The sequence below is a fragment of the Nesterenkonia lacusekhoensis genome, from assembly GCF_017876395.1.
Classification (GTDB): domain Bacteria; phylum Actinomycetota; class Actinomycetes; order Actinomycetales; family Micrococcaceae; genus Nesterenkonia; species Nesterenkonia lacusekhoensis.
In genome coordinates, this window is sequence record NZ_JAGINX010000001.1 from 1,585,831 (window position 1) to 1,612,009 (window position 26,179).

Sequence of the window (26,179 nt, forward strand, 5' to 3'; positions counted from 1 at the left end):
AGCAGCTCGATCACAGGCCACGCTCCTCGGCACGGTCGCTCGGCAGCTCCTCCGCGGACTGAGCCAGCGGCGCCGAGAGCACCGCTCCGAAGGCCTGACCCAGCTGCTCCTCGGTCAGGACGTCCTCAGGCAGCCCTGCGGCGAGCACCCGGCGATGGAGCAGGATGACCTCGTCCGCCAGCTCCCCCACGCCCTCCAGATGGTGGGTGGAGACCAGGAGCGTGGCCCCTGAGTCGCGCAGCTGGTGCAGAACTCCCACGATCAGCTTCTCCGAGCTGCGGTCCACCCCGGCGAAGGGTTCGTCCAGCAGCATCAGCGGCGCCTGTTGGGCGATGGCCCGCGCCAGGAAGGCGCGCTTTCTCTGGCCCCCGGAGAGCTCGCCGATCGCCCTGCGGCGCAGATCTTCCAGCCCCACCTGCTCCAACGCCCGCGCGACGGCGTCACGGTCAGTCTGCTTGGGGCGGCGGGTGAAACCCATATGGCCGTAGCGACCCATCATGACCACCTGCTCGACTGTGATCGGGAAGGTGGTGTCGATCTGCTCGTGCTGGGGCACGTAGCTGACCAGGTTCCGACGTCGGGCGTGGTGGGGCGTCTCTCCGAAGAGCCGCACCTGTCCGCTCATCGGCTGGCGCAGTCCCAGCAGGGTCGCGAAGAGCGTGGACTTGCCGGATCCGTTGGCGCCCACCAGGGCGCAGATGCTGCGCCGCTGCAGGCTGAAGTCCACGCCGTCCAGGGCCAGCACTCCGGGGTACCCGGCGCTGAGCTCAGCGGCGAGGACCGCAGGATGCCGGTTCGACTCCGAGCCGAGTGCCTCAGTCATCGCCACTGTGGAGATCCTCCTCCGCTGCCCCGAGGATGAGGTCGATGTCGTACTCCAAGAGTTCCAGATAGCTGGGCACCGGCCCGTCATCCTCGGACAGCGAGTCGACATACAGCGGGTCGCCCAGCTCAGCCTCGGCGGCCTCGGCCACCTGCTCCTGGGGCCCGGGGTTGACCGTGGACTCGCAGAAGATCCTGGGGACCTGATGCTCCTGGACATAGTCAATCTGGGCCTCGACCTGCTGGGGTGTGCCCTCACCGTCAGCATTGACCGGCCAGAGGTAGTGCTCCTGAAGACCGAGGTCCGTTGCCAGGTAGCCGAAGCCGCCCTCGCAGCTGACCACATGGACCGGCTGGTCCACGGCCTCGATGCGCTCCTCGGTCTCGGAGATGAGCGCCTCCAGTTCGCCGGCATACTCCTCGGCATTCGCCGCGAAGTCTTCGGCGTGTTCGGGGGCCAGCTCGCTCAGCGCCTCCTCGATGTTCTCCACGTAGGTCAGCGCCCGCCGCGGCGACATCCATGCATGGGGATCCGTGGGCATATCCTCCTCGGCCGTCTCGTCCGGGTGCCCGGGGACGTGTGTGACCGGTTGCGTTTCTATGCCGTCGCTGAGGGTGACCGTGGGCGCTTGGGACTGTTCGATGAACTGGCCGAACCACTCCTCCAGGTGCAGGCCGTTCTCCACGATGAGATCTGCCTCAGCCGCGGAACGGACGTCCTGCGGCGTGGGGTCGTACTGGTGGACCTCGGCCTCCGGCGGAGTGATCGAACGGACCTCCACGTGGTCTCCGGCGACGGCGGAGGTCATATCGGCGAGCACGGTGAAGGTGGCCAGCACCAGGGGCCGGTCCCCTCCACCGTCCCCGCTGGCCGGGGCACAGGCGGTGAGGACCAATGAGGCTGCCACGGCGGGCGCGACGAGAGCGGCGGAAGACTTCGGCGTCATGCCACCAGCATGGTTTAAGCATCCCTAAAACGCAATTCGGCCGCGCACTCTTCACGGAGGCCGACCGCCGTCCTACGGTGGGAGAGAGCCCACGGCGGCAGAGACCCCACAGCGGGGCCGACTCAGCGCCGGGGCCGACTGAGGTGTATCAGACGGGTGAAGAAGGTGATGGCGCCATGGCCGAGCAGGACAGAGAACGCTACGGACGCGACGAGACCCGCCGGAATCCGAACCTGGATCCGGACCCGGACGGCGCCGCCGGCCTCCAGCCCGGGGAGACGCCGCCGGAGTCGAACTCCGCCACCGCTTCCCCTCCGGCACCGGCGCCATCGAGGCCGCCACGCAGCAAGGCCGTCATCACCTCAGTGGTGATCGGCATCGTGCTGCTGGTGGGGCTGGTCTTCGTGGGCTACGCCAGCGGGCTGCTCAGCTGAGAGGCCTCAGGAGGCGCGAAGGTTCCGGTAGCGCATCGCGCGCTGGGCCTCACGGGCGTCCTGCTTCTCCCGCAGGGCCTGGCGCTTGTCGAACTCACGCTTACCCTGGGCGACGCCGATCTCCACCTTGGCCCGGCCGTCCTTGAAGTACAGGCGCAGCGGAACCACGGTCAGACCGGGGTTCTCCACCTGCCGAGAGATCTTGATGAGCTCCTTGCGGTGCAGCAGCAGCTTACGCTTGCGGCGAGCCGCGTGATTGGTCCACGTGCCGTTGAGGTACTCAGGAATGTGGACGTTCTCCAACCACAGCTCTCCACTGGGAGAGAACGCGGCGAAGCCCTCGGTGAGGTTGGCGGTCCCCTGCCGCAGCGACTTCACCTCCGTGCCGCTGAGCACCAGTCCGGCCTCATAGGTGTCCAGGATGGAGTAGTCGTGGCGGGCACGCCGATTGAGGGCCACTGTGTGGTTGTTGGGGTCCTTCTCATTCTTGGACCCCTTCTTCTTGGGAGAAGAGCTGTGCTTGCCCATCGTGCCACCTCCTCATCGGTGCCTGCTGGCTGGGGAACAGCCCTTCATCATACACGCAGGTAGCGGCGGACCGTCAGCCAGGAGGCCAGCACAGCCAGCACAGCCGCGATCAGCACCAGCAGCGGCATGATGATCCAGGAGTCCGAGGAGTCGATGAACCGGATCCCCGGCACCTGCTCGGAGAGCCATTGGCCCAGCAGGAACTCGGCGATGGCCCAGGTGGCCGCACAGGCCAGCAGTGAACCCACGACGGCGGCGAAGACGCCTTCGAAGACGAAGGGCCCGCGGATCATGGACTTCGAGGCACCCACCAAGCGCATGATGCCGGTCTCACGCCGTCGGCTGAACGCCGAGAGCCTGATCGTGGTGGCCACCAGAAGCACAGCACAGACGATCATGACTGCGGCGATGATCAGTGCCACCAGGGTCAGGCCGTTGAGGATGGAGAAGATCTGATCCAGAGTCTCCTGCTGGTCGGCGACGGTCTCCACGCCGGGGGCGGCGGCGAAGAGCTCGGTGACGATCGGATACTCCTGCGGCTCGTGCAGCAGGATGCGGAAGGACTCCGGCATATCTGCGGCGTCCACGCTGTCGGCACGAGCCGAGTCCTCGTTGTTCTCCAGGAAGTTCTCCAGCGCCTGTTCCTGAGACTCATAGCGGTAGCTGGAGACGTACTGGCTGGCGGCCCCCTCCTCCAGGGACTGTTCGATCCCCTCACGCTGATCCTCAGTGACCGCTCCTGTGGGGCAGGCCGACTGGGCGGAGCTCTCCGTGCAGAGGAAGACGGAGACTTCGAGGCGGTCGTAGAAGTCATCGGTGATCTGATTGACCTGAGTCTGCATCAGAGCGGCGGCTCCGACGAAGGTCAGCGAGATGAACGTGACCAGGATGACCGAAGCCACCATGGCGACATTGCGGCGCAGCGAGGTCAGCGTCTCGCGCAGCATGTAGAGCAGGCGATTCATCCGTCCCTCCTTCGGCGCCAGAAACCTCTGCGTGATCGGGTGATGCCCAGCTGCTCGGCGGTTCGGCGGGCATCGGTGTAGGTGGACTGTGAGGCCGAGGACTTCGGCCGCGGCGTCGTCGGCTTCTCAGACGACGGGGCCTGCGGCCGGGCCGCATCCGACGGCGAGGAGGCCGGACGGGCCAGGCGGCGGGTGTTCTCCTCCGCACTCAGTGCCTCATCGGTCGCATCCCCGCCCGAATCGTCCTCTTCGGGATGGGCGAGCCAGTCCAGCCGGGGCTTCTTGGCCTGCTGGGGGCGCGGACGGTTCGGAGCCGCCGGTGCGGGAGCCCCGTCAGTCGGCGGCTGCGGATCATCCTCCACCAGCTCAGGGTCCTCCTCCGCGGCAGCGGGCTCCGGCGCCTCCTCCTCAACGTGCTCGCTCTCTTCGAAGCCGTCACGGCCCAGATCGGGGAGTTCGGTGCCGTCGAAATCGCCTGTGGGCTCGGGCACCTCCGCAGTCACGTCCTGGGGGCTCCGGCGCGGCCAGACCACGCGGATGCTCTCCTCCTGCTGCGGGGCCGGCGACTCAGCCTCCGGCTCGGCTGAAGGTTCCGGCTCGGGCTCCGGTTCTGACTGGGGTTCCGATTCTGACTGTGTCCGCGACTCCGGGGCCGCCTCTGCCTCAGGTTCCGATTCCGGCGCTGCCTCAGGCGCCGGTTCCGGCGCTGCCTGGGCCTCCTCTCCGGTCACGACCTCATCAGACGCGTCTCGCTCCGGCGCACCCTCCGCGGGGACAGGCCCAGCCACGGCCTCCGAGGCGTCCTCAGCCGGAGCGCTCGGCTGAGCCGGCGTCGGATCTGAGGCGCGCAGGCCGGCGTCGGCCTCTTCGCCGCGCAGCAGCTCCCACGCCTCCGAGCCGGGCGGAGGGTCATAGGTGCCGCGCTGCTGGTCGCGGACCAGAGCCCCGCGGTGCAGCTGCACCACCCGACGCCGCATGGCGTCGACGATCGGACGGTCGTGGGTGGCCATGATGACCGTAGTTCCGGAGGAACTGATCCAGCGCAGGACCTTCATGACCTCTTCCGCCGCCCGCGGGTCCAGATTGCCGGTGGGCTCATCGGCCAGCAGGATCGCCGGCTCGTTGACGATGGCGCGGGCGATGGCGGCCCGCTGCTGCTCGCCGCCGGAGATCTCATGGGGATAGCGCTTGGCCAGGTGCTCCAGGTTCACCCGCTCGAGGACTTTGGTCACGCGCCGGCGGATCGAGGAGCGCGGAGCTCCGATGACGCGCATCGCGAAGGCCACGTTCTCAAAGACGGTCTTATCCGGCAGCAGGCGGAAGTCCTGGAAGACCATACCGATGCTGCGCCGGTAGTCCGGCACACGCTTCTCCAGCATGAGTCCCAGGTTCTGCCCGGCCACTGTGATCTTGCCCTTCTGCGGAAGCCCCTCGCGCAGGATCATCCGCAGCAGAGTGGACTTGCCCGAGCCGGAGGCTCCGATCAGGAAGACGAAGTCGCCGCGTTCGAACTCGATGGAGACGTCGTCGAGCGCCGGCCGCCCATCCTGCTGATAACGGCGGGTGACGTGGTCGAAGCGGATCACCTTACTGGGCGTCCTCTCCGCCCTGGCCGCGCCACCGGATGCCCGCCTCGATGAAGCCTTCGAGCTCGCCGTCGAGCACCTTGTCTGCGTTGCCGGTCTCGTGGCCTGTCCGCAGGTCCTTGACCATCTGATACGGGTGCAGCACGTAGGAACGGATCTGATCGCCCCAGGAGGCCTTGATGTCGCCGGCGAGCTCCTTCTTCTCGGCGGCCTCCTCCTCCTTCTTCAGCAGCAGGAGGCGGGATTCGAGCACGCGCATCGCGGCCGCGCGGTTCTGAATCTGCGACTTCTCGTTCTGCATGGACACCACCACGCCGGTGGGCAGGTGCGTGATGCGCACTGCGGAGTCGGTGGTGTTGACCGACTGTCCGCCCGGGCCCGAGGACCGGTAGACGTCGATCTTGAGGTCGTTCTCGTCGATGTCGATGGACTCGGTGCCCTCCAGCAGCGGGATGACCTCCACTGCGGCGAAGCTGGTCTGACGGCGGCCCTGGTTGTCGAACGGGCTGATGCGCACCAGACGGTGGGTGCCGGCCTCCACCGAGAGCGTGCCGAACGCGTAAGGAGCCTTGATCTCGAAGGTGGCCGACTTCAGCCCCGCCTCCTCGGCGTAGGAGGTGTCGAGGACCTTCACGTCCCAGTTCCGGTTCTCCGCCCAGCGGGTGTACATGCGCAGCAGCATCTCGGAAAAGTCCGCGGCGTCCACACCGCCGGCGCCGGCCCGGATGGTGACCACGGCGTCGTGTTCGTCATATTCGCCGGACATCAGAGTGACGATCTCCAACGACTCCAGCGCCTTGCGGATCGAAGCCACCTCGTCCGCAGCCTCGGCGACCGTGTCCGGGTCGCCCTCCTCCTGGCCCATCTCCACCATGACCTCGACGTCGTCGATGCGGTTGGCGAGCTTCCGGACCCGCTGCAGCTGAGCCTGCTTGTGGCTCAGCTGGGAGTTCACCCGCTGAGCGTTCTCCTGGTTGTCCCAGAGATTCGGGTCAGCGGCCTGCTGCTCCAGTTCAGAGACCTCCTTCTCGAGGGCCTCGAGGTCGATGACCTCAGTGATGCGCCGCAGCGTGTCGCGCAGCTCCTGGAGCTCGGTGGGGAAATCGATGTCTGCCATAACGTCTCTACACTACCGGCCGCGGCGGGGGTTCACCTCCTTCAGCGGCTGCGAGTCCCCTACCGGTTCAGGCTCACCCGGGCGTGGGACTCTGCAGTCACGGTGACGTGGGCCGGCAGCACCCAGCTGACCAGGGGCAGCTCCACGGCGGCGGCCAGCTCGACCTCAGCGGTGGAGCCCCCGTCAGCGGTGGAGGCCTGGGTGATCTCCACCGCGGTGAAGCGCTGGTGAGCTCCGCTGCTGCTCAAATAGTCCTGGGCCGCGGCCCGGACCTGACGTTCGCTGAGACTCGGCGAGGCCCCAGATGCAGTCGCGCTCTGGGCGGCTGCTGAGGAGGCGCCGTCGGCGGCACTGAGCAGCTTGCGAGCCTCCAGGTTCACCGCAGTGGCCCCAGCGACCACCGCCGAGGCGAGCAGCAGGATCACCAGCATGCCCAGGATCAGCACCGAAGACTGTCCACGCTCCTCCTGCTCCAGCTCGGCCGCGCTCATCCGCTCTGCACCTGCGCGGAGGTGGAGCTGACCGTCGCCAGAGTGGACTGCCAGGAGCCCACTGCTGGAATGAGCGGCACCGGCACGCTGATCTCCACGGTGAAGGCCACGATGTCCCCGTCCTGGTCGCAGGAACCGGCAGGACAGGCGAGGGTGACCACGGCCTGCTCCGCGTCGATGTCGAAGTCCGCGAGCGCGGCCTCCACAGCAGCTTCGCTGCGCAGCTGTCGCTCCTGACCTTCTGAAGAGGAGGAGACAAAGACCTTGGCGGCCTGATCCGCTGCCCCGGCACCGGCATAGGCCGCCGCCTGCACGGTGGAGACGGCGATGAGCAGGTAGGCCACGGGGACCAGCAGCAGAGTGCCCAGCAGCGTGAACTCGATGAGCGAGGAGCCACGGTCTTCGTCATGGAGCCTGCTCAGCAGTGCAGGAGGACTTTGAGGTTCAGTCGAACTCATAGGCATTCCCACTGACCTCCAGCGCGCCGGCACCCAGGTAGGGACCCAACAGAGGAACCTGCGTCCTGACGGTGATGCGCAGGCTGCGGCCCTCCCCCGCGGGCACGTACTCGTAGCTGATGTCCTCGGCGTGGGCCTCGGTGATCGACCCACTGATCAGCTCCGCGGTCCGCTGCGCACCATCCTGCGGCGTACGATCATGCAGCACGCCCAGACGAGCCCCGGTGGAGGCCGCGTCGATGAGGGTGTTGCGCACATGCACCAGGAAGGCCAGCTGAAGGATCAGCATGGTCAGCAGCACCAACAGCGCCGAGACCATCACGAACTCGGCGGTCGCCGCGCCGCGCTCATCGGCAGAGCGACGCGTGTCCTCGGCGTCGTGATCCGCCCCGCCGCGAGGTGCAGCTCCCGGGATGTGCCTCAGCGCCCGCGCTCGGCGGGACCGCTCACTGAGAGACCTGGTCGATGGCATCGCTGAACAGGCTCTGCAGGGCAGGCTGGGCGACCGCCAGGAGTCCGGCCACCAGCACTGCAGACATGAGGGTGATCATCACCCATCCGGGCACATCGCCCCGCTCCTCGGTGTGCAGCTGGTTCAACATAGTGTCCCTTTCCGTTGTGGATGATGAGTGGGTCGGTCGGTGGGCAGATCAGGTCAGTCGGGGGCAGGTCAGGCCGGCGAGGCGGCTCAGGGCCCCAGGGACAGCAGCTCGAGTCCCGGAAAGACGGCGAAGACCACCGTCAGAGGAAGGATGCCGAAGACCACAGGGACCAACATGCTGAGCTCTTTGCGGCCCGCGGTCTCCATCAGCTCGCGCTTGCCGAGGTCACGCACATCCTGAGCCTGCGCGTGCATGACATCGGCCAACGGTGTGCCCCGTTCCATAGCCACGATGATCCCTTCCAGGAACCGGGAGATCGGCGGCGACTGGACACGTGCGGACATGTGCTTCAGCGCGTGGGTGAAGCTGGTTCCGGCGCGGGTCTGGGCCAGCACCTTGCGCAGCTCGGCGTTGAGCTCTCCTCGGGAGACCCTGCTGACGCGTTCGAAGGCCCCGGGAGCGCTCTCACCGGCGCTGACCGCCAGGGCGATCATCTCAGCGACTGTCGGGAACTCGGAGAGCATGCGCGCCTGACGACGTCGGACCCGGGCCGAGAGCATGTTGTCCCGCAGCGCGAAGCCCAGCACTGTCAGCACCAGAATGCTGATCAGAGCGATGAATCCGTGGAAGCTGCCGCTGAAGAAGGCGGCCGCATTGGCCCCCGCGGCCAGCAGCGCCCCTGCTGCGGCGCAGCCGAGCTGCTGGATGCGGTATTCGCTGAGGGTGATGCCGGCATCAGCCTGGTCCAGGCGACGACGGAGCTGGTCGGCGTCGATGCTGAACCGGTCCAGCTGCTTCAGCGCCTCACGCAGGACCGGGCCGAAGATGCGTTGGGCCACAGAGAGCGAGACCAGGCTCTGCGGCTGGTGGAAGAGGTCGACGCCGCCGGCGGCTGAGGAACGCAGCATCGGAGCCACCCGCTCCTCGAAGCTGGGCCGGTTCATCATCGGCAGGGAGCGCAGCACCACCACCAGGCCGAAGCCCAGTCCGAGCCCGGCCGCCGCCGCCCATGCGATCACCGGGGTCATGCGAAGACCCGCTCCTCGACCGGCAGAGCGCCCAAGCGCAGCATCACCCGATAGCAGATCACAGAGACTGCCAGACCCGCGCCGAGGACTCCCAGCCCGGTCATGCCGCGGTAGGCCTCGGCAGCCTCCGGCTGGGTGGAGAGCAGCAGCACAACGATCCACGGAGCAGCGACGGCGAGCTTGGCCGCGTTGCGGGTCCAGCTCTGACGAGCCTCCAACTCGCTGCGGGTCCGGGCGTTCTCCCGGAGAAACTCGGCGAGAGTGCTCAGCAGCCGCCCCAGGTCCGATCCGCCGACCTCTCGGGCGATGTTCAGCGCGACCACGATCCGGTCTCCCACCGGGTCAGCGAGGCGCTCCCGCAGCCGGATCAGGGCCAGCTCCATCGTCTGGCCGGAGCGGTAGTCCCTGCCGAACTCCGCGAAGGGCTCACGCAGCGGCTCCGGTCCGGACTGACCCAGCTGGGCCAGGGCTTCAGGAAGCGACATGCCGGCGCGCACGGCGGAGCGGAGGTGATCGACGGCGTCGGGCCAGAGCTCTCGGAGCACGGCACGACGCTTGGAGGCCTGCCAGTTCAGCGCCGCCCACGGCAGAGCGGAGGCGAAGAGGGTGAAGCACAGAGCCACGGGCACGGCCGCAGTCAGCAGCACCACCGTCAGGAATGCCGTCAGCGCGCAGAAGAAGGTGGCCACGAGCACCGCCGATGCGCTCAGACGCGGATGGCCTGCCTCGGCCAGCAGCTTCTGCACCTTTGCCGGCCGTCTGGCGCGGGACGCGGGTCGCTTGGCCCGTGGCCAGAAGGACCACCAGATGCACAACAGACCGAGGCCCAGGCAGAGACCGAGGAACAGGCTCATACGCTCGCGCCCTCCCGCTCGAGCTGCCGGCGAGCCTGGCCGGAGAGCTTGGGCAGGTCGAACAGCGGGACGCCGGAGGGGACGAGCTCGCCGTCCTCGCGGCTGAAGAGCGTGGTGGTCTCGATGGTGCCGGACTCCACCCGGGAGCCGACAGCGAGGATCTCCTCCACATAGCGTCTGCCCTGCTGATCGCGCACGCAGTGGACCACCAGATCCAAGCAGGAGGCCACTGTGGGCAGGATGAAGTCACGGGTCACGTTGGGGCCCGAGAGCAGCGGGAGAGTGGCGATCTTGGTCAAAGCATCGCGGGCGCTGTTGGCATGGATCGTGCACATCCCTGGCAAGCCGCTGTTCAAGGCGATGAGCATGTCCATGCTCTCGGCCTCCCGGACCTCTCCGACCAGCAGGCGGTCCGGGCGCATCCGCAGCGCCTCTTTCACCAGGCGGCGCAGCGGGATCTCACCCTCGTTCTCCAAGTTGGGCTGGCGGCACTGCATCCCGACGACGTCCCGCAGAGGAATATCCAACTCGAAGATCTCCTCCACCGTGACCACACGCTCCCGCGGCCCGATGGCCGAACTGAGGCAGTTCAACAGAGTCGTCTTCCCCGCCTGGGTGGCACCGGAGACCAATACATTGGACCCGTCGGCCACGGCGGTCTCCAGGAATCCGGCCGCCGCCGGGCTCAACGACCCCGAGGCGGTCAGATCCTCCAGCGAGGAGGCTCGAGCGATGAATTTGCGGATGTTGACCGCCCAGCGCCGTGTGATGTCCGGGATGACGACGTGCAGGCGGGATCCGTCCGGCAGAGAGGCATCGACGAAGGGCGAGGAGAGGTCGAGCCGACGGCCCGACGACTTCAGCATCCGCTCGACCAGGTCCCGCAGCCGTTCCTCACTCAGCGTCACCGACGTCAGCTCCGAGCGCCCGTTGCGTGCCACGAAGACTTCATTGGTCCCGTTGACCCAGATCTCCTCCACCGTGGCGTCGTCCAACAGCGGCTGGAGCTCCCCGAAGCCGGCCACAGCATCCATCACGTGTTTGACGGCCCGGTCGAAGGGGCCTAAGAGCGGAAGCGTGGTCAGCAGCGAGCGCTTGTCGTACTCGCCGACGGCGGTCTCCACCAGATCGCTGACGCTGGAGCGGTCCGCTGCAGGGTCCAGACCTCGATCGCGGATCTGTTCGCGGACTTCGCTCTCCACCATCGCCAACGCGTCCACCGGCTGCTCTCCGTCCCTCTGCTGCGTCATATTCACTGCGTCCCGTTCACTGCGTCACAAGGAATTACTCAATCACTCCTGAACGTTTTCTTCCAATGGTCTGGGAAATCTGTGGATAAAGAATGAATATTCAATGCTTAGGTGGAAAGATATCCACAGACACGCAGGGTTCGGCACAGTGGCTTCGCTCACCGCCCTAGGATGCGGCGCATGTCTCTGACCATCACCGTGGTGCATGCCCCGGGCGCCTTGGACACGGGCCACTGGGCCGCATTGCACCGTGCCGCCGGCCGCATGCCCCATGAGCTGCGCCTGTCCCTGACCGGACTGCGATCTCCCGACGGCGCACAGCTGCGCGCAGCGGTGCTGGAGTGGGCCGCGGGCCACCTTCCCTCCGACGCCCGAAGCCGACTGGCGGCGCTGCAGACCCACAGTGCGGGGACTCCGCTGGCCGAACTGCCGTCCGAGTCCCCACAGATCCATCCGGGCATGGTGGTGGTCCTGGCACCGCAGCGCCCCTCGACCGCGCCCCGTGCTCCACGCAGCCGGACCGCGGGACTGAGACTGTGCATCGACCAAGGGCCCGACGCCGGCCGCCTCCTCCCACTGACCCGCGGAACCCGCGGCATCGGCCGCGCCGCAGAGATTACCGTGGCAGACCCGGCACTGGGCCGCGAGCAGCTGCGGCTCAGCATCGGCGAGCGCGGCATCCGCATCCGAGAACAGGGAAGATCGCTGCCGTGGACCAGCGGCGAACCGCTGACCCGGGGCCGCAGCACCTTTGAGCTCCTGCGCGGCCCGGCACCTGCCTCCGGAGGCAGGTGGCCCACTGCACCTCAAGCGGTGGACGGCGAACCTCCCGAAGGCAAGCACCGCATGATGCTGGTGATGGCACTGGTCCCGCTGGTCGCCGGCATCGTTCTGGTGACGGTGACCGGCATGTGGTTCTTTCTGCTCTTCAGCGCCGCCTCGGCTCTGGTGGCGCTGGGCACGGTGATCGACGCGACCCGACGCCGTCGGCGCTACCGGCGCGCTCTCCAGCAGGCCGCCGCGGAGTGGGCCCGACGCCGCAGTCTGGCGCTGCCCACACCGGGACGCGTCAGCCGCCTCCTCCGGGAGGGCGCAGCCCCGTCCATGCCCGATGCCACCGTGCGCCTGGGCAGCGCGCAGGTGCCCGCTCAGCTGGAGCTGGCCACTTCAGCCTCACCGCCGGAGACTCTCACCCGGACCGGGGCTGCGCTGAACCTGCACCCGGGACTGCAGACCCTGATCCGCGGGCACCGGCGCGAGGTCGACCGACTCTTCCGCTGGATCCTTCTGCAGCTGCTGATCCGTCCGTCCCGGAACAGGCCGCCGCTGCTGGTCTGCGATGCCGGACTGCGCCTGCCCGCCGAGCTCGAGGACCTGGAGCAGGTGCGTCTCCTCGCCGCGGCAGAGCTCACCGAGGACACACTCCCCGCCGCCGTCTCCGAGGGCCCAGCTGGCGTGCTGCTCGCCTCGGGCGGGCTCGGCACTCCCCTGGCCGAACGCGCTGCGGCCCGAGGGTGGCATGTGCTGACATCGCCTCCGAACACATCAGAGGACGAGCGGGGGCTGTTAACCTCCCGCGAGGACCTCCAGCTCGTCGATCTGTCAGCAGGCGCCGTCACACCCGGCTCCTCGTCCGGTCGTAGGCCTCGAGGAGACGGAGAGCCCCACGAGGACGACACCACGGACCGCGCCCAGGAACTCGTGGCTGATGGGCTCTCGTCCCAGACGACGGCCGAGCTGCTGCGTCTGGCCCTCCCGCACTGCACCGACGGCGGCGGAGCACCGGGTCTGCCGCGACAGCATGACGCCTCGCTGCCGGATCCGCTGATGGCCCGCTCAGCCCGACGCAGCCTGATCGCCGAGCTCGGCCGCGGCGCCGACTCCGCTGAGCTGCTGGATCTCGTCAACGACGGCCCTCATATCCTCCTGGCAGGAACCTCCGGCTCCGGCAAGTCGGAGCTGCTCAAGTCACTGATGCTCGGGTGGGCGGCCGCCTACGGGCCGGAGGAGGTCAACTTCGTGCTCTTCGACTTCAAGGGCGGCTCCACCTTCCAGACCATCGACCAGCTGGAGCATTCCCTGGGACTGGTCACTGACCTCTCCCAAGCGCAGGCGGAACGCACCCTCGAAGGCATTCGCTCAGAGCTCACACGCCGGGAGCGGCTCTTCTTGGAGACAGGTGCCGGTGACTACTCCGAATACCGGCGGCTGGCTCCGGAGAGGCCGCTGGCCCGCATGCTGGTCGTCATCGATGAGTTCCGGATCTTCTCCCATGAGCTTCCGGACACGATGGATGAGCTGATGCGTCTGGCCACTCTGGGGCGGTCGCTGGGCCTTCACCTGGTCCTGGCCACCCAACGGCCTCAGGGCGTGGTCACCCCCGACATCCGGGCGAACATCGGCGCTGTGATCACCCTGCGGCTGCGCGGCGACGACGAATCCCAGGACCTGGTGGGCACCGCCGAGGCGGGCCGCATCCCCCGGGACCTCCCGGGCCGAGGCATCGTCCGCAGACCGGGCGAGGCACCGGTGCCGTTCCAGTCGGCACGGCTGAGCTCCGGCTCTGAAGTCCTGCGCGCCGCGCCCGCCTCCGCACGGGTGCACGCCGCAGGACCGGCCGACTGGGAGGACTCCTCTCCGCAGATCGTGAGGCGCCTGGCCGGCGCCGAACACACCAGGTCCCGTCCCCACACTCCCCTGCTGCCTGCCCTGCCGAAGGATGTTCCAGTCAGCCACGACGGCTCGGACCCCATGCTCGCGATGGTGGATGATCCCGCCCGCCAGGATCAGTGGCCGCTGCGGGTACACCCCCGTGCCCCGCAGAGTCTGGCGCTGATCGGAGAGGGAGGCTCCGGAGGAGCGCAGGCCCTCAGGTCGCTGACCGCCCAGCTGCTGGCCGGAGATGAACCAGTGCATGTGTACCTGTTGGATGGGGACCGCTCCCTGGAGCAGTTCCGAGACCACCCCCGCGTGGGCAGCTGGATCACCGAGGAACACATGCCCGAGCTGGACCATCTCTTGGCCGCGCTGAAGGAGGAACTGGCCCTTCGCCGCATCAGCCGGGAGCGCGCCCGGACCCCGCTGATCGTGCTGATGAGCGGACATGCCCAGTGGCATATGGCCGCCCAGTCCTCCGGCCCCGGGATGATGGACCATGCGCTGGGCACCCTGATCAGCGAAGGGGACGGCGTCGGGATCTCTGCTGTGCTCTCCGGAGGCAGAGAGCTGGTCAGCGGAAAGCTGGGAGCACGGATTCCGGCCCGCATCTATCTGCCCTACGGGGTGTCGACAGACACCAGCTTCATGTGGCCCAAGCTCAGACCGGTCGATGCCCTGCCGGGGCGAGGCGTCCTGATCGATCCGCATCACCCGGCCCCGGGGTTGGAGGTGCAGCTGGTCTCCGCGGCAGAGGCCGAGACGCCGCCGCGAGGTGATGGGCCTCCTAGGGAGCCGCCGGTCCGGGTCCATCCGCTGCCGGAGGAGCTCCCAGCGACGTCGCTGCCCGGGAGCGCAGAAGAACGGAAGGGTCCCGGCGCATGCCCGGTCATCGGCGTCGCCCAGTTCACCCATGGCCCGGTGGCGCTGGAACTGGGAGCGGTGACCCTGATCCTGGGCGCCCGGGCCATGGGCAAGTCCTCGGCTCTGCGTCTGCTGGACCAGCAGCTGTCCGGCCGCGCTCGATGGTGGGAGCAGCTGGAGTCCGGCGCCCAGGAGCTGGAGTCCGGCGGCGACCGCCTGCCGGAGATCCTGCTGATCGACGACGCGGACCGGCTCGGCCCGACGGAACATCAGAGAGTCGAACAGCTGCTGCTGCGCGGAGTCCGAGTAGTGGCTGCCGCGGCCCCGGGGCCCTCGGTGTTCGGCACCATCCCCTGGGCCCACCGCGCCCGCGGCGGGCCGGGCAATATGCTGCTCAGCCCCACCCATCGGTCCCAGGGGGATGCCTTCGCCATGTCTGTGCCGGTGCTGTCCCGCCCCGTGCCGGGCCGGGCCGTTCTGCTGCGCCCGGAGAATCCGATGGTCGTGCAGTGGGCTGTGCCCACGTCCTCAGGTCATATTCAGTGAGCGTGGAGGTGGCGACGGTAGATATGGATCCATGCATCTTTCCGGCTCCTCATCCCACCCTGTGCGCAGCTCCTCCGCCGTGCTGGGGATCCTGCTCTCCGCCTCCCTGCTGGCCTCCTGCGCCGATGATGACGCCATGCCGGACCTGCCCGACGGTGTGGAGGAGGATGACACCTACCTCCCCTCGGCCGAACCCTCGGCCGAGAATCCGCACGGCACCGAGGACATCGACATCTCTCAGGACGTGGGCATGGTCGCGGTCAACACGGTGATCACGGAGCACGAGGGACACGCTGTGGGCTTCACCGCCGAGCGTGAGGAGGGCGAGACCGGCATGGTCGTCGACGTGCTGGTCGAGGGCGAGATGATCAGCGCGGCCACCGACCAGGAGGGCGAGCACTACGTCGAGGAGCTGACTCGCTCGGAGGCCGACGAGGATCTGCTGGAGCTCTCCGAGAACGCTGAGGTCCCTCTGCTGCGTGCCATGCAGATCGCCCGCAGCGAAGCCTCTGGGAACATCATGGAAGCTCAGCTGGAGTCCCGCGAGAACGGGCTCATCGTCTGGTCGGTGACCGTCGAAGGCACCGGCACGGAGAGCACCACTGTCATCGACGCCAATAACGGCGCTGTCGTCCCTGAAGGAGACGACCCGCTGCGCGAGAACAACATCGGCGGCGATCCGGAGAATCCTCCGGATGAAGGAGCCGGGGAATGAGCCCCACCCGGTGAGCCGTCTCATCGTCCTCTCATGGGTCGCCTGAAGAATGGAGCCATGATGAACACCGTGATCCCCACCTCTGGAACTTCCCGCGCCTCCACCCTGCTCTCCGCAGCGGCCATCGGCACTCTGGCCCTGACCGCATGCGGGCCTGACACCACCGGCGACGAGGCCGAGCCCGGTTCCGCGGTCACCGTGGGCACGGACAACGACTCCGCGACCGAAGAGCAGGACGACGCCGCCCAGGACGATCAGGCCCGACAGGAAGAGAGCGCTCAGCAGAACGAGGATGCTCAGCAGGACGCCGCTGAGGGCGAGGACGGAGAGACCCCCGATGAGCCGCTGTTCCAGGCCATCGACGCGGCGCTCGCGGAGCACCCTGACGGCGTGGTCACCGAACTCGACACCGATGACGACTACTACGAGATCGTCGTCTATGAGGGCCAGACCGAGTGGGAGCTCGAGGTGGACCGCGAGAGCTTCGAGATCATCGACGCTGAGGAAGACGGCATCGACAGCGATGACCAGCAGAGGGCCGAGGCAGTCGAGATCGACATCGTCGAGGCCCTGACCACGGCCGCCGAGGAGGGCGGCGCCGAGGTGGAGCAGGTCGAGCTGGACACCGAAGGAGGCGCGGTGATTTGGGAGATCGAACTGACCAACGACGTCGAGGTCTCCGTGGACGTCTCCACCGGTGAGGTCCGCTCGACCGACTCCTGAGCTCACCGCGGCGCAGACCGGATAGAATGGCCTGGCTCTCTGCGAGTCAGGCCATTCTTCGTGTGAGCACGTATCTGAAGGAGGTGGAGGGATGTCAGGCCAACGCAATCTCACCGGGTTCTCCCCCAAGGCGCTCGCTTGGCGCGCCTTCTTCGAGACCTCCGCGGTGATCAGCGACCGCATGGAGAAACGCCTGTTCTCCACCACCGGCCTGCGGCTCAGCGACTACAACGTGCTGCTCCTGCTGGCTGAGTCCGAGGGCTACCAGCTGCGCATGGGTGAGCTGGCCGAGCGTATGGTGTTCTCCCCCTCCCGGCTCTCCTACCAGGTCAAGGCACTCCAGACGCGTGGTCTGCTCACCCGTTTCACCGATCCGAATGACCGCCGCGGCATGACCGCACAGCTGACGGAGGAAGGCGTGGCGGTCTTCGAAGAGGCCCGCGCCGTCCACGGACAGCACATCAAACAGCTCTTCCACCCCGCTCTGGACGATGAGCAGGCCGCAGTGCTGCAGCAGATCTGCGGACAGATCCAGGAGACGGTGGCTAACGCGGAGGCTGCGGAGACAGAACAGTGAGCGTGACCGAATCAGCACGCTCCCGCAGCAGCTGAAGGTCTCCCAGCGCCGCCTGAACACTGGCCACCGCCAGACGGACGTCCACGTCGTCCAGGCCCGGTTCCGGCACGACGCCGACCAGCAGCTCCGGGCCCACACCGCCGCCGGCGACCGGTTCTCCGGAGGCGGTCGCCGAGGCGATGCCCTGAGCAGGACGGACCTCCAACCGGAGCACACCCGGGCATTCCGGCAGAATGCCCTCCAGCTCCTGGGCGACGTCGAGGTCCGCATAGGACGGTGTCCAAGGCTTGCCCTGCGCCAGGGCGGTGAGAGCAGGAGTCCGCAGCACGAAGGGGAACTCGGATCGCGGATCCAGCACCACCAGCTCGGCGTCCTCGGCCAAGGCGGCGAGCATGACCCGCTCCGTCTCGGCGGCCACCGGCCGGGCCTCGGGGTGCCAGCCGGTCAGCGCCTCCACCGAGGAGAAGACCGGCATGGTCTGCCGGCCATCGTTGGAACGGATGCTGATCAGCGAGATCTCGGCCTGCTTATCACCGTGCTCGGCGTCGCCCTCACCAGTGGCCAGCACCGGAACGAAGAGCCGGACTCCGGCCAGAGCAGCCACAATATCGGCTTCAGCGGCCTCACCGGCGATGAGTGCCTCCCGTGCCCGGACCAGTGCGGGCGCGGCCAGGCCGTCGTCGCCGTCGAAGGTGTGCAGGGGGTTTCCCCCACCTGAGAGGTCGCGTCCCTGCCAGGTGATCCCCGCCGAATCGGCGGCACGACCTTCACCGTCGCGGTTCTGGCGCTGCAGCAGCGCTGCGATGTGCCCGGGAAGTTCCTTGCCGCTCATGCGGACTGCGCAGCGGCCTTCAGCGCCTCGGGCAGGGTGAACTTCCCAGCGTAGAGCGCCTTGCCCATGATGGCTCCCTCCACACCGGAGGAGACCATCGCGGCCAGAGCCTGGACGTCCTCGATGGAGGAGATGCCGCCGGAGGCGACGACGGGCTTATTGGTCTTGGCGCTGACCTGGGCCAGCAGCTCGGTGTTCGGGCCGCGCAGCGTGCCGTCCTTGGTCACGTCGGTGACCACATACCGGGGGCAGCCGGCATCCTCGAGGCGCTCGAGGACCTCCCAGAGATTGCCGCCCTCCTGCGTCCAGCCGCGGGCGGCCAGCGTCTCGCCGCGGACGTCCAAGCCCACTGCGATGGCATCGCCGTGGCGTTCGATGGCTCGGGCGGTCCACTCCGGGTCCTCCAGTGCCGCGGTGCCGAGGTTGACGCGGGCTGCGCCGAACTCCAGGGCGCGGTCCAGTGACTCGTCATCGCGGATGCCGCCGGAGAGCTCGATCCTGATGTCGATCTCGTCGACTACGCGGCGCAGGACCTCACGGTTGTTCCCGCGGCCGAAGGCGGCGTCGAGGTCCACCAGATGGATCCATTCGGCGCCCTGCTGCTGCCAGGTCAGGGCGGCTTCGAGGGGGTCGCCGTAGCTGGTCTCCGAACCGGCCTCACCCTGGACCAGGCGCACAGCCTGACCGTCGGCCACGTCGACGGCAGGCAGCAGCTCCAGAGCCGGAACCTCGGTGGGAACAGTGGTGTCAGTGTCAGTCATGAGTCTCTCTCTTGTTCCTCTACAGGCTGGTGATCCAGTTGCGCAGCAGCTGCATGCCGGCGTCGCCGGACTTCTCCGGATGGAACTGCGCCGCCGAGAGCGGACCGTTCTCCACGGCTGCGATGAAGTCGGCGCCGTGATGGGACCAGGTCACCTTCGGCTGGGACATCTCGGGGATGGTCACGTCGAAGTTCCAGCTCTGCACGGCGTAGGAGTGGACGAAGTAGAAGCGCTCCTCCTCGATGCCGTCGAAGAGCACGCTGCCCTCAGGCGGGCGGACGGTGTTCCACCCCATGTGCGGGACCACCGCGTCCTCCGGCAGAGCGGTGACCTCACCGGGCCACTCCCCCATCCCCTCGGCCGGGATTCCATGTTCGATGCTGCGTTCGAACAGGATCTGGTGCCCGACGCAGATCCCAAGGACCGGCCGTCCGCCGGCGATGCGGCGTCCGATCCAGCGCGGGGCATCGATGGCCTTCAACGAATCCATGACGGCGGCGAAGGCGCCTACGCCCGGCACCACGAGGCCCTGGGCGTTGAGGACCGCGTCTGTGTCCCGCGTCAGAGTCACCGAGGCTCCGGCGCGCTCCAGGGCGCGCACGGCCGAGTGGACGTTGCCCGAGCCGTAGTCGAGGACGACGACCTCGGGTGCGGCCATCAGAGGGCTCCCTTCGTGGAGGGGATGTCGTCGGTCCTGGGGTCGCTCTCCACAGCTGCGCGCAGTGCTCGGGCGAAGGCTTTGAACTGCGCCTCCACGATGTGGTGGGGATCCCGGCCGCCGAGCACTCGCATATGCAGACAGATCCCCGAGTGGTACGTGATGGCCTCGAAGGCGTGGCGGGTCATGGAGCCGGTGAAATGCCCCCCGATGAGGTGGTACTGCTGGCCCTCCGGCTCCCCGCTGTGGACCAGGTACGGCCGGCCCGAGACGTCGACGACCGCGTGGGCCAGCGCCTCGTCCAGCGGAACTGTGGCCTCGCCGAAACGGCGGATGCCCCGTTTCTCACCCAGGGCCGTGCGCAGCACCTCACCGAGCACGATGGCCGTGTCCTCCACCGTGTGATGGACATCGATATGAGTATCGCCGGTGGCCTCGACATCGAGGTCGATCAGCGAGTGCTTGGCCAGAGCGGTCAGCATGTGGTCGTAGAACGGCACGCTGGTGCTGATGTCGGCCCGTCCGGTGCCGTCCAGGTCCATCCGGACCTTCACGCTGGACTCACTGGTGACGCGCTCCATCTCAGCCACACGGCCACCGATCAGCTGCGCCTGGTTCTGTTCTGCTCCCATAGTCAGTCAGTCTATCCGTGCGCGGCGGCACGAGGGGATCCACCCGACACGTACCGACGCAGGGAGTCCAGGAAGGACGTGGTCTCCTCCGCAGTCCCTGCGGTGACCCGCAGATGCTGTGGGATGCCCACATCCCGGATGAGGACGCCGTCGTCGAGGAGGTGCTTCCAGGCGGCCTTCTCGTCCTGGAGTCCGCCGAAGAACACGAAGTTTGCGTCAGAAGGTTTCGGGTCCAGCCCCATCGCCCCAAGTTCGGCGACGATGCGATCGCGTTGGACTCTGATGCGTTCCACGTTGGCCATGAGCGCAGCGCTGTGATCCAACGCCGCCTCGGCCGTGGCCTGGGTGATGGCGGAGAGGTGATACGGCAGGCGCACCAGGCGCAGGGCGTCCGTGACCTCAGGGGCGGCCGCAAGATACCCGAGCCGGCCGCCGGCCAGGGCGAAGGCTTTGCTCATGGTGCGCGAGACGATCAGACGCTCACGGCCGGCCAGCAGCTCCAAGGCCGACGGTGTGCCCTGCTGGCGGAACTCACCGTAGGCCTCATCGACCACGACCATGGTGTCCGAGTCGCGGGCCGCCTCGTAGGCAGCTTCGACCACATCCAGCCCCAAGGCCGTGCCGGTGGGGTTGTTGGGAGAGCACAGGATGACCACGTGAGGGCGGTGAGCTCGGATCTGTCGCGCCACGCTCTCCGCGGACTGAGTGAAGTCGTCCTCGCGCTCACCGGCGATGTAGTCGCTGTAGGTGCCCCGGGCGTAGAGGGGGTACATGGAGTAGGTGGGCGGGAAGGCGAGCACGGAGCGCCCCGGGCCGGCGAATGCCTGGAAGATGTGCTGCATGATCTCGTTGGAACCGTTGGCGGCCCACATGTTCTCCGCAGCGAGCGGAGAGGACAGGGAGCTCTCCCGACTGAGGTAGTCGGCGAGCTTCTCCCGCAGGGCGGTGAACTCGCGGTCCGGATAGCGGTTCAGCCCGACGGCCGCCCTGCGGACCTGCTCAGTGATCGCCTCGACCACTTCGGCGGGAACGTCATAGGTGGTCTCATTGACGTTAAGCATCGCCGGCACGGTCAGCTGAGGAGCGCCATAGGGCTCCTGCCCGCGCAGCTCCTCACGCAGCGGCAGAGCCGCCAGCTTCTGGGAGCGCTGTTCCTGAGAGTCTTCCTGCGGAGTTGTCACCGGACCATCCTATCCGCGAAGCCATCGGCCTTCAGTGCCTGGGTCAGTCCTCCACCGGCACGTACAGGGTCTGGCCGGGCTGCAGCTCTGAGCTCTCCAGCCCGTTGAGCTCGGCGATCTGCCCGATGAGTTCACGGATGTCCTGGTCAGAATCCACCTGGGACGCCACGTCCCAGAGGGTGTCCCCGGCGCCCACCTGGACCTCCTCAGCGGAGACCCCCGGGGCTTCGGAGGAGGATGCCTGGGCCTGGTTGACCAGCGCGCCGGCCAGGAAGAACATCCCGACGACGAGGGCAGTCAGCAGGGCGAAGGCGGGCATGCCGAAGAGCAGCAGACGCCCGCGCCGGGTGAGCCGCATCGTGGTGTGCATGAGAAACCTCTCTTTCGAACCTGTGTTCTATTTGTAGCACATATCTTCGAGTATGTTCCAGGCTCGGCCGCGAAAATCATGGAACACGTCTACGATTTCGAGTAATCTGGCCATATCTTCGAACACGGAGCAGTCCATCAGCAGGCACTGACATGAAGGCGTGACAGGAAGGTCTGTGCGCAGCCGTCGGACGGTGCACGCAACGGCAAGAGAGGCAGAGCAATGGCCCGGAAGACAGCAGAGGGAGACGCCGTCCCCCGCCTGACCGAGCGGCAGCGCCGCATCGTGGACATCATCCAGGAGTCCCTGGCAGAGCGCAGCTACCCGCCGTCGATGCGGGAGATCGGTGATGCCTGCGGCCTGGCCTCGCTCTCTTCGGTGACCCATCAGCTGGCCCGGCTGCAGGAGATGGGCTATCTCAAGCGCGTGCCGGGCAAGCCTCGCGCCATGGAGGTCATCCGCGACTCCTCCGGGCAGCCGCTCCTGCAGGAGTCCGCCCAGGAGACCGCCGAGCCCTCAGGGCCCGTGACCGATCTGAACGCCTATCGGGCAGAGACCGACTCCCGCACCGCCGATGTCCCTCTGGTGGGACGCATCGCCGCCGGTGGACCGATCCTCGCCGACCAGCAGGTCGAAGACGTCATGCCGCTTCCGCGTCAGCTCACCGGTGAGGGCGAGCTGTTCATGCTGCAGGTCCGCGGCGATTCGATGATCGAGGCGGGGATCTTCGAAGATGACTGGGTCGTGGTGCGCCGGCAGCAGGATGCGGAGAACGGAGACATCGTCGCGGCCCTGCTGGACGACGAATCCACCGTGAAGACGCTCAAGCGGCGGGACGGGCATCTGTGGCTGCTGCCACAGAACCGTATGTATGAACCCATCCTCGGCGACGAGGCCAGCATCATGGGCAAAGTCGTGACTGTGCTCCGCAGCCTCTGAGCCGGCTCAGCCCTGGGCGAGACGGGACAGCGCCCCACGGGCCACGTCACCGTCGGTGGTCGCCCAGAAGTTCGGCATGGACTTCTTCAGGAAACCTCCATAGCGGGCAGTGGCGAGCCGTGAGTCCAGGATCGCCAGGACTCCCCGGTCCTCGGCGGTCCTGATCAGGCGCCCAGCTCCCTGAGCCAGACGCGTGGCGGCATGCGTGGCGGCCACCTGCATGAAGCCATTGCCGCCGCTGCGGGCCACCTCCTGGCTGCGCGCACTGTTCAACGGGTCATCCGGCCGGGGGAAGGGAATCCGATCGATGGCCACGAGCCGGCAGGAACGTCCGGGGACGTCCACTCCCTGCCACAGGCTCATGGTGCCGAAGAGGCAGGTCTCCTCCTCCTCGGCGAACTGCTTGACCAGGGCGGACATCGTGGAGTCGCCCTGGCAGAGGATGGGCACATCGAGGCGCTCCCGCAGGTCCTCCGCGGCCTCCTCGGCCGCGCGCCTCGAGGAGAACAGGGCCAGGGTGGCACCGCCTGAGGCCTCGATCAGTCCAGCGAGCTCATCGCGCTGCTGTTCCGCAGTCTTCAGCGAGGGCGCCGGCAGGTGTTTGGCCACGTAGAGCATCCCCTGCTTGGGATAGTCGAAGGGACTGCCGACATCCACAGCATCCCAGTCCGGAGCCTTCTCCCCCATCAGCCCCAAAGAGCCGGCCACAGGATCGAAGCTGTCACCGATCGTCAGCGTGGCTGAGGTCAGCACCACTGTGCGATCGCCGAAGAGGCCTTCGCGCAGCCGCGCAGCCACCGAAGTGGGCGCCACGTAGATCAGTGGGGGTTCCTCCGGAGATGCCTCCTGGTAGCCCTTCCCTGGGCTGAAGCTGCCCGGACGGCTGAGCCAGATGACATCAGGGGTCTGGTGCGATTCGAGCATCCGGTCAGCAGTGTCCTGGACTGCCTGCAGCCTCGCCCGTGCGGTCTTTCGGCCGGCATCGGCCTCCGAATCGCCCGAGGGCTTGGAGTCGGACAGCGCGGTGCGGGCGGCGTTGCGGGCCAGCTCCACCGCCTCGGTCTGCTGGGGGTTCATCCCACGCGGGAGCAGCCCAGACTCAACCAGGTGGAAGGCGGCCTCCACAGCTGTGGCCGCACTCTGCAGCGCGTCCACGTTGATGGCCGTGTGTTTGCGCGCCGAAGAGGCGGCGGCCAAGATCATCTGAGCCGACAGATGTGCGGTCACTGCGGAGGTGACGCGCTCGGAGAGCTCATGGGCCTCGTCGACGATGACCGCGTCATGTTCGGGCAGCACCTCCAGACCCTCGAACGCATCGATGGCCAGCATGGCGTGGTTGGTGACCACCAGGTCTGCGTCCTGAGCCTTCTCCCGGGCCAGCTCGGAGAAGCACTCCGAGGCCATCGGGCACTTCCGAGCTCCGATGCAGTCCACTGCGTTGACCGAGACCTGCCGCCAGGCGCGGTCGGTGACGCCCTCGGGCAGATCGTCACGGTCACCGGTCTCCGTGGTCTGCGCCCACTCGCGCAGCATGACGATCTCCTTGCCCAAGCGCGAGCTGGGCTCGAAGGTGCTCACACCGCCGCCGGGCTCTGCCGCGACGTTGAACAGGGCCTGATCGTCGTCGTCCTCCTCGGGGAAGCCGCCGTCGAGCTTGTGCTTGCACACATAGTTGGCCCGACCTTTGACCAGCGCGACATCCACCGGTCGGTCCAGCTCCTCGTCCAGGTTCCCGAGGAGCCGCGGCAGGTCGCGCCCCATGATCTGAGCCTGCAGGGCCAGAGTCGCCGTGGAGATCAGCACCGGACGCTCGGCGTCCAGGGCATGGACCACGGCGGGCACCAGATAGGCCAGCGATTTGCCGGTTCCGGTGCCCGCCTGGACCATGAGGTGGCGCCGCTTCCGCAGCGCCATCGCCACGTTCTTGGCCATCTCGGACTGCCCTTCGCGCTTGACCCCGCCCATGGCGGAGACTGCGTGGTCGAGCAGCTGCAGCGATCGGGTGTAGCCCGTGGACCGGGTGGCCGTCTCGGTCACTCAGCCACCTGGAACTTCGCCAGGTCCGCGGTCATCTCCGGACGCACGCGCACGCTGAGCCGCGTCCCCTCCTCCGCGTAGGAGGTGGAGACGATCTCGACGTCCTCGGCATGCAGGCGGGCGACGATGTCGCCGTCGGCGTAGGGCACCAGAAGCTCCAGCGGGACGTTCGGGCGCGGGATGGACTCGCTGACGAGGTTCTTCAGCTCATCCACGCCGTCACCGGTGCGGGCCGAGACCAGCACCGTATGCGGCTCACGGCGTCGGATCCGTTCCACCACGTCCCACTCGGCGGCATCGGCCTTGTTCAGGACGATGATCTCGTCCACCTCATCGGCGCCGACATCGGCGAGGACCTGCCGCACCGCTGCGATCTGGCCCTCAGGCTCAGGATGCGAGGCGTCGACGACGTGCAGGATGAGGTCGGCGTCGGCCACCTCCTCCAGCGTCGAACGGAAGGCCTCGACCAGCTGCGTCGGCAGGGCCCGCACGAACCCGACGGTGTCCGAGAGCGTGTACCCGATGCCGTCCGGGGTGCTCGCCTTGCGGACCGTGGGATCCAGCGTGGCGAACAGGGCGTTCTCCACCAGCACGCCGGCGTCGGTGAGCCGGTTGAGCAGCGAGGACTTGCCCGCGTTGGTGTAGCCGGCGATGGCCACCGACGGCACGGCGTTCCGCCGCCGATTGGCGCGCTTGGCCTCGCGGGCAGGCTTCATGTTGGCGATCTCGCGACGCAGCTTGGCCATCCGCTGGTTGATGCGACGCCGGTCCAGCTCGATCTTAGTCTCACCCGGGCCACGGGAGCCCATGCCGGCCCCTGCGCCGCCGACCTGGCCGCCGGCCTGTCGGGACATGGACTCGCCCCAGCCGCGCAGACGCGGCAGCAGGTATTCCAGCTGAGCCAGCTCCACCTGAGCCTTGCCCTCCCGGGACTTGGCGTGCTGGGCGAAGATGTCCAGGATCAGGCCGGTGCGGTCGATGACCTTGACCTTCACGATGTCCTCCAGGCCTCGGCGCTGGGAGGGGGCCAGCTCAGAGTCGACGATCACCGTGTCGGCCCCGACGTCGGCCACGGCCTGGCGGATCTGCTCGGCCTTGCCGGATCCGAAGAACGTCCCCGGGTCCGGGGTGGCGCGCTTCTGCAGGAAGCCGTCCAACACTGTGGAGCCGGCAGTCTCTGCCAGGGCCGCGAGCTCCCGCAGCGAATGCTCAGCCTCAGCGGACTGACCGCCCACATAGATCCCGGCCAGCACCACACGCTCGAGGCGCAGCTGGCGGTATTCGACCTCGGTGACGTCTTCGAGCTCCGTGGAGAGCCCGTCCACACGCCGCAGCGAGCGGCGCTCGAAGAGGTCGTACTGCTCACCGTCGGTCTCCGCGTGTTCCACCTGCAGTGAGGAGAGCTCGCGTGCGCGCTCATCGAGCACGCTGCGCTGGCGGTTGGTCTCATCAGCCGCGAGGATGCGCTCGATGGTCGCATCGATCGAGGACTGGCTGGTCTCCTCCTGCGTCTCGGCGTGCTGCGCCTGGTCCGCGGAGGGTGTGGTCTCGTGTTTCTTCGTCATAGTCTCCTGAAGGACCGGGGCTTCCCCCGGCCCTGCCCGCTG

General features: G+C 67.8%; 27 protein-coding genes. 6 read left to right on the forward strand and 21 right to left on the reverse strand.

All coding sequences use genetic code 11. The features are described 5' to 3' along the window. Positions 1 to 10: 10 nt before the first annotated feature. The gene (locus JOF45_RS07485; protein WP_210048815.1) at positions 11 to 823 is read right to left on the reverse strand and encodes a metal ABC transporter ATP-binding protein; all 813 of its coding nucleotides are present in this window, start codon (positions 821 to 823) and stop codon (positions 11 to 13) included. Continuing rightward, positions 816 to 1,769 carry a metal ABC transporter solute-binding protein, Zn/Mn family gene (locus tag JOF45_RS07490; RefSeq protein ID WP_210048817.1) on the reverse strand — a complete coding sequence of 318 codons (954 nt, stop codon included), beginning with the start codon at positions 1,767 to 1,769 and terminating at the stop codon, positions 816 to 818. Before JOF45_RS07490 ends, JOF45_RS07485 begins: the two co-directional genes overlap by 8 nt. A gap of 176 nt (positions 1,770 to 1,945) precedes the next feature. Here JOF45_RS07490 and JOF45_RS07495 point away from each other — a divergent pair, with 176 nt between their 5' ends. Continuing rightward, entirely contained in the window at positions 1,946 to 2,203 is a 258-nt protein-coding gene (locus tag JOF45_RS07495; protein ID WP_210048819.1) for a DUF6480 family protein, read from the forward strand. Between the two features lie 6 nt (positions 2,204 to 2,209). Here JOF45_RS07495 and smpB read toward each other — a convergent pair whose 3' ends face one another. The 11 genes from smpB to JOF45_RS07550 form a co-directional block, all read right to left on the reverse strand. After that, positions 2,210 to 2,731 carry an SsrA-binding protein SmpB gene (smpB, locus tag JOF45_RS07500; RefSeq protein ID WP_210048821.1) on the reverse strand — a complete coding sequence of 174 codons (522 nt, stop codon included), beginning with the start codon at positions 2,729 to 2,731 and terminating at the stop codon, positions 2,210 to 2,212. A gap of 47 nt (positions 2,732 to 2,778) precedes the next feature. After that, the gene (gene ftsX, locus JOF45_RS07505; protein ID WP_210048823.1) at positions 2,779 to 3,696 is read right to left on the reverse strand and encodes a permease-like cell division protein FtsX; all 918 of its coding nucleotides are present in this window, start codon (positions 3,694 to 3,696) and stop codon (positions 2,779 to 2,781) included. Beyond that, complete coding sequence (ftsE, locus tag JOF45_RS07510; protein ID WP_210048825.1) at positions 3,693 to 5,282, reverse strand: cell division ATP-binding protein FtsE; 1,590 nt, start codon at positions 5,280 to 5,282, stop codon at positions 3,693 to 3,695. The genes ftsX and ftsE overlap by 4 nt, the downstream gene beginning before the upstream one ends. Before the next feature lies 1 nt (position 5,283). Further along, on the reverse strand, positions 5,284 to 6,399 hold the full coding sequence (gene prfB, locus JOF45_RS07515) for a peptide chain release factor 2 (RefSeq protein ID WP_210048827.1): 1,116 nt from the start codon (positions 6,397 to 6,399) through the stop codon (positions 5,284 to 5,286). Positions 6,400 to 6,458: 59 nt separating this feature from the next. After that, positions 6,459 to 6,890: a pilus assembly protein TadG-related protein gene (locus tag JOF45_RS07520; RefSeq protein ID WP_210048829.1), complete on the reverse strand. Its 432-nt coding sequence runs from the start codon at positions 6,888 to 6,890 to the stop codon at positions 6,459 to 6,461. Continuing rightward, entirely contained in the window at positions 6,887 to 7,348 is a 462-nt protein-coding gene (locus JOF45_RS07525; protein WP_210048831.1) for a hypothetical protein, read from the reverse strand. The genes JOF45_RS07520 and JOF45_RS07525 overlap by 4 nt, the downstream gene beginning before the upstream one ends. Continuing rightward, complete coding sequence (locus JOF45_RS07530; RefSeq protein WP_210048834.1) at positions 7,335 to 7,820, reverse strand: TadE/TadG family type IV pilus assembly protein; 486 nt, start codon at positions 7,818 to 7,820, stop codon at positions 7,335 to 7,337. Before JOF45_RS07530 ends, JOF45_RS07525 begins: the two co-directional genes overlap by 14 nt. Next, positions 7,795 to 7,950: a hypothetical protein gene (locus JOF45_RS07535; RefSeq protein ID WP_210048835.1), complete on the reverse strand. Its 156-nt coding sequence runs from the start codon at positions 7,948 to 7,950 to the stop codon at positions 7,795 to 7,797. The genes JOF45_RS07530 and JOF45_RS07535 overlap by 26 nt, the downstream gene beginning before the upstream one ends. Before the next feature lie 86 nt (positions 7,951 to 8,036). Then, the gene (locus tag JOF45_RS07540; RefSeq protein WP_210048836.1) at positions 8,037 to 8,978 is read right to left on the reverse strand and encodes a type II secretion system F family protein; all 942 of its coding nucleotides are present in this window, start codon (positions 8,976 to 8,978) and stop codon (positions 8,037 to 8,039) included. Continuing rightward, entirely contained in the window at positions 8,975 to 9,832 is an 858-nt protein-coding gene (locus tag JOF45_RS07545; RefSeq protein WP_210048837.1) for a type II secretion system F family protein, read from the reverse strand. Before JOF45_RS07545 ends, JOF45_RS07540 begins: the two co-directional genes overlap by 4 nt. After that, a complete protein-coding gene (locus tag JOF45_RS07550) occupies positions 9,829 to 11,052 on the reverse strand; it encodes a TadA family conjugal transfer-associated ATPase (protein ID WP_210051376.1) in 1,224 nt (407 codons plus the stop codon). The genes JOF45_RS07545 and JOF45_RS07550 overlap by 4 nt, the downstream gene beginning before the upstream one ends. Before the next feature lie 210 nt (positions 11,053 to 11,262). On the opposite strand from JOF45_RS07550, the gene JOF45_RS07555 reads away from it, so the two are divergent. From JOF45_RS07555 to JOF45_RS07570, 4 genes are all read left to right on the forward strand, one after another. After that, on the forward strand, positions 11,263 to 15,147 hold the full coding sequence (locus JOF45_RS07555; RefSeq protein ID WP_210048838.1) for an FtsK/SpoIIIE domain-containing protein: 3,885 nt from the start codon (positions 11,263 to 11,265) through the stop codon (positions 15,145 to 15,147). Positions 15,148 to 15,178: 31 nt separating this feature from the next. After that, entirely contained in the window at positions 15,179 to 15,862 is a 684-nt protein-coding gene (locus JOF45_RS07560) for a PepSY domain-containing protein (protein ID WP_210048839.1), read from the forward strand. Positions 15,863 to 15,919: 57 nt separating this feature from the next. Continuing rightward, entirely contained in the window at positions 15,920 to 16,585 is a 666-nt protein-coding gene (locus tag JOF45_RS07565) for a PepSY domain-containing protein (RefSeq protein ID WP_210048840.1), read from the forward strand. 91 nt (positions 16,586 to 16,676) lie between these two features. Then, a complete protein-coding gene (locus JOF45_RS07570) occupies positions 16,677 to 17,162 on the forward strand; it encodes a MarR family winged helix-turn-helix transcriptional regulator (RefSeq protein WP_210048841.1) in 486 nt (161 codons plus the stop codon). Here JOF45_RS07570 and JOF45_RS07575 read toward each other — a convergent pair. The 6 genes from JOF45_RS07575 to JOF45_RS07600 are packed head-to-tail and all read right to left on the reverse strand — an operon-like array spanning position 17,131 to position 21,596. Next, complete coding sequence (locus JOF45_RS07575; protein ID WP_210048843.1) at positions 17,131 to 17,994, reverse strand: SseB family protein; 864 nt, start codon at positions 17,992 to 17,994, stop codon at positions 17,131 to 17,133. The two genes, JOF45_RS07570 and JOF45_RS07575, sit on opposite strands and share 32 nt — an antisense overlap. Next, positions 17,991 to 18,755 (reverse strand): bifunctional 1-(5-phosphoribosyl)-5-((5-phosphoribosylamino)methylideneamino)imidazole-4-carboxamide isomerase/phosphoribosylanthranilate isomerase PriA, encoded by a 765-nt coding sequence (gene priA, locus JOF45_RS07580; RefSeq protein WP_210048845.1) that lies wholly within the window; start codon positions 18,753 to 18,755, stop codon positions 17,991 to 17,993. Before priA ends, JOF45_RS07575 begins: the two co-directional genes overlap by 4 nt. 19 nt (positions 18,756 to 18,774) lie before the next feature. After that, positions 18,775 to 19,413, reverse strand: coding sequence for an imidazole glycerol phosphate synthase subunit HisH (hisH, locus tag JOF45_RS07585; RefSeq protein ID WP_210048847.1), 639 nt, complete (start codon positions 19,411 to 19,413; stop codon positions 18,775 to 18,777). Continuing rightward, positions 19,413 to 20,045: an imidazoleglycerol-phosphate dehydratase HisB gene (gene hisB / locus JOF45_RS07590; RefSeq protein WP_210048849.1), complete on the reverse strand. Its 633-nt coding sequence runs from the start codon at positions 20,043 to 20,045 to the stop codon at positions 19,413 to 19,415. The genes hisH and hisB overlap by 1 nt, the downstream gene beginning before the upstream one ends. An 11-nt stretch (positions 20,046 to 20,056) precedes the next feature. Then, positions 20,057 to 21,226 carry a histidinol-phosphate transaminase gene (locus JOF45_RS07595; protein ID WP_210048851.1) on the reverse strand — a complete coding sequence of 390 codons (1,170 nt, stop codon included), beginning with the start codon at positions 21,224 to 21,226 and terminating at the stop codon, positions 20,057 to 20,059. A 43-nt stretch (positions 21,227 to 21,269) separates the two neighbouring features. Further along, positions 21,270 to 21,596, reverse strand: coding sequence for a LysM peptidoglycan-binding domain-containing protein (locus JOF45_RS07600; RefSeq protein ID WP_210048853.1), 327 nt, complete (start codon positions 21,594 to 21,596; stop codon positions 21,270 to 21,272). Positions 21,597 to 21,818: 222 nt separating this feature from the next. Here JOF45_RS07600 and lexA point away from each other — a divergent pair, with 222 nt between their 5' ends. Continuing rightward, positions 21,819 to 22,535: a transcriptional repressor LexA gene (lexA, locus tag JOF45_RS07605; protein ID WP_210048855.1), complete on the forward strand. Its 717-nt coding sequence runs from the start codon at positions 21,819 to 21,821 to the stop codon at positions 22,533 to 22,535. Between the two features lie 6 nt (positions 22,536 to 22,541). Here the strand turns inward: lexA and JOF45_RS07610 are convergent, their stop codons facing one another. Both JOF45_RS07610 and hflX read right to left on the reverse strand, forming a co-directional pair. After that, on the reverse strand, positions 22,542 to 24,572 hold the full coding sequence (locus JOF45_RS07610) for an ATP-dependent DNA helicase (protein ID WP_342591434.1): 2,031 nt from the start codon (positions 24,570 to 24,572) through the stop codon (positions 22,542 to 22,544). Continuing rightward, a complete protein-coding gene (gene hflX / locus JOF45_RS07615; RefSeq protein WP_210048857.1) occupies positions 24,569 to 26,137 on the reverse strand; it encodes a GTPase HflX in 1,569 nt (522 codons plus the stop codon). Before hflX ends, JOF45_RS07610 begins: the two co-directional genes overlap by 4 nt. Positions 26,138 to 26,179: the final 42 nt, after the last annotated feature.

What these genes read in the sequence shown, in the direction of transcription:
- JOF45_RS07485 (WP_210048815.1), bottom strand. Translation starts at nt 823, where the DNA reads ATGACTGAGGCACTCGGCTCGGAGTCGAACCGGCATCCTGCGGTCCTC.
- JOF45_RS07490 (WP_210048817.1), bottom strand. Translation starts at nt 1,769, where the DNA reads ATGACGCCGAAGTCTTCCGCCGCTCTCGTCGCGCCCGCCGTGGCAGCC.
- JOF45_RS07495 (WP_210048819.1), top strand. Translation starts at nt 1,946, where the DNA reads ATGGCCGAGCAGGACAGAGAACGCTACGGACGCGACGAGACCCGCCGG.
- smpB (WP_210048821.1), bottom strand. Translation starts at nt 2,731, where the DNA reads ATGGGCAAGCACAGCTCTTCTCCCAAGAAGAAGGGGTCCAAGAATGAG.
- ftsX (WP_210048823.1), bottom strand. Translation starts at nt 3,696, where the DNA reads ATGAATCGCCTGCTCTACATGCTGCGCGAGACGCTGACCTCGCTGCGC.
- prfB (WP_210048827.1), bottom strand. Translation starts at nt 6,399, where the DNA reads ATGGCAGACATCGATTTCCCCACCGAGCTCCAGGAGCTGCGCGACACG.
- JOF45_RS07520 (WP_210048829.1), bottom strand. Translation starts at nt 6,890, where the DNA reads ATGAGCGCGGCCGAGCTGGAGCAGGAGGAGCGTGGACAGTCTTCGGTG.
- JOF45_RS07525 (WP_210048831.1), bottom strand. Translation starts at nt 7,348, where the DNA reads ATGAGTTCGACTGAACCTCAAAGTCCTCCTGCACTGCTGAGCAGGCTC.
- JOF45_RS07530 (WP_210048834.1), bottom strand. Translation starts at nt 7,820, where the DNA reads ATGCCATCGACCAGGTCTCTCAGTGAGCGGTCCCGCCGAGCGCGGGCG.
- JOF45_RS07535 (WP_210048835.1), bottom strand. Translation starts at nt 7,950, where the DNA reads ATGTTGAACCAGCTGCACACCGAGGAGCGGGGCGATGTGCCCGGATGG.
- JOF45_RS07540 (WP_210048836.1), bottom strand. Translation starts at nt 8,978, where the DNA reads ATGACCCCGGTGATCGCATGGGCGGCGGCGGCCGGGCTCGGACTGGGC.
- JOF45_RS07545 (WP_210048837.1), bottom strand. Translation starts at nt 9,832, where the DNA reads ATGAGCCTGTTCCTCGGTCTCTGCCTGGGCCTCGGTCTGTTGTGCATC.
- JOF45_RS07555 (WP_210048838.1), top strand. Translation starts at nt 11,263, where the DNA reads ATGTCTCTGACCATCACCGTGGTGCATGCCCCGGGCGCCTTGGACACG.
- JOF45_RS07560 (WP_210048839.1), top strand. Translation starts at nt 15,179, where the DNA reads ATGCATCTTTCCGGCTCCTCATCCCACCCTGTGCGCAGCTCCTCCGCC.
- JOF45_RS07565 (WP_210048840.1), top strand. Translation starts at nt 15,920, where the DNA reads ATGATGAACACCGTGATCCCCACCTCTGGAACTTCCCGCGCCTCCACC.
- JOF45_RS07570 (WP_210048841.1), top strand. Translation starts at nt 16,677, where the DNA reads ATGTCAGGCCAACGCAATCTCACCGGGTTCTCCCCCAAGGCGCTCGCT.
- JOF45_RS07575 (WP_210048843.1), bottom strand. Translation starts at nt 17,994, where the DNA reads ATGAGCGGCAAGGAACTTCCCGGGCACATCGCAGCGCTGCTGCAGCGC.
- priA (WP_210048845.1), bottom strand. Translation starts at nt 18,755, where the DNA reads ATGACTGACACTGACACCACTGTTCCCACCGAGGTTCCGGCTCTGGAG.
- hisH (WP_210048847.1), bottom strand. Translation starts at nt 19,413, where the DNA reads ATGGCCGCACCCGAGGTCGTCGTCCTCGACTACGGCTCGGGCAACGTC.
- hisB (WP_210048849.1), bottom strand. Translation starts at nt 20,045, where the DNA reads ATGGGAGCAGAACAGAACCAGGCGCAGCTGATCGGTGGCCGTGTGGCT.
- JOF45_RS07600 (WP_210048853.1), bottom strand. Translation starts at nt 21,596, where the DNA reads ATGCACACCACGATGCGGCTCACCCGGCGCGGGCGTCTGCTGCTCTTC.
- lexA (WP_210048855.1), top strand. Translation starts at nt 21,819, where the DNA reads ATGGCCCGGAAGACAGCAGAGGGAGACGCCGTCCCCCGCCTGACCGAG.
- hflX (WP_210048857.1), bottom strand. Translation starts at nt 26,137, where the DNA reads ATGACGAAGAAACACGAGACCACACCCTCCGCGGACCAGGCGCAGCAC.